Here is a 1,114-nt window from a genome sequence, read left to right as displayed (position 1 = left end):
GATGTAACCCTTATATCACCGAAGGTTGAACCCTATTTAAAGCAGTTGATAGATGAAAATAAATTGCACTGGGTACAAAATTTTTACTCATCACAGATGTTATCAAAACGATATCTTCAAGTATGGGCGACAACTGACAATCCAGAACTGAATCATCAAGTGCATAGTGATGCAAAAAAAATGGGTATTTTGGTAAATGTGGTCGACGATCAGCCATATTGTGACTTTATTACTCCTTCGATGATCAATCGAGGAAGAATTCAGATTGCTATTTCCAGTGGTGGAGCGTCTCCGGTTTTAGTTCGCAATATTCGCGAAAAGTTCGAGAGTTTGCTACCGCAGAACTTGGGTCTACTTGCTGATTTTGGTGCGTCAAAACGTAACTCTATTAAAGAAACGTACCCAACTGTCGATGAGCGTCGTAAGTTCTGGGAGCGCTTTTTATCTTCATCACGTATAGAGCGCATTACAGAGCGAGAAGAACTTGAAGCATTCTATCAGGAGTCGTTAAAAGAAGAGGTGGATTCGCAAGGGCAGGTGACTTGGATCGAGTTTGAGTCTGACGTCGAGTTACTCTCCATGAAAGCACTGCGTCTGATGCAAGAAGCGGAACTTGTTCTATATCCAGCTGATTGCCCGTTCGAATATGTAGACTTGTGTCGACGTGATGCCGAGCGAGAGGTGTTTAAAGACAGTGGTGAGCTGTCTACCAAGCTGATGAAGGCGCGTAGTGAAAACTTGCGAGTATGCGTCTTTGTGCCACCAAGTAGTGTCGAATTTAACCTGCTTATTGGTAGCGATGTTAAGTTAGCGTCAGGGCGCAGCCTTTAAATATGATGACTAGTCTGCAGGAATGACAGAAATCATAATCATTAGAAAACAAAAAGCCTCAATGCCAATAAACATTGAGGCTTTTTTATGCGGCCAATTGGTATTAGTCGCGGAAGTTATCAAACTGGAATGGTTGACCAAGTTCACCATTGCGAACCAGTGCCATTACAGCTTGAAGGTCGTCACGTTTTTTACCTGTTACACGAACTTTCTCGCCTTGGATAGCCGCTTGAACCTTGATCTTGTTGTCTTTGATAAGCTTAACAATCTTCTTAGCTACAGG

2 protein-coding genes are annotated in these 1,114 nt (G+C 42.5%); one reads left to right on the top strand and one right to left on the bottom strand.

Annotated features, from left to right (window positions below):
• On the top strand, positions 1-831 hold an 831-nt coding region (locus tag KIV40_RS28700; RefSeq protein ID WP_285352622.1), incomplete at its 5' end, for an NAD(P)-dependent oxidoreductase.
• 103 nt (positions 832-934) lie between these two features.
• Here KIV40_RS28700 and KIV40_RS28695 read toward each other — a convergent pair.
• Positions 935-1,114 (bottom strand): DUF520 family protein (locus KIV40_RS28695; protein WP_285352621.1); only part of this gene is annotated, 180 nt, incomplete at its 5' end.

It is taken from the genome of Vibrio sp. D173a, assembly GCF_030248475.1.
Note: the sequence above shows the minus strand (reverse complement) of the source record. Positions and strands in the feature narration are given on the sequence as shown.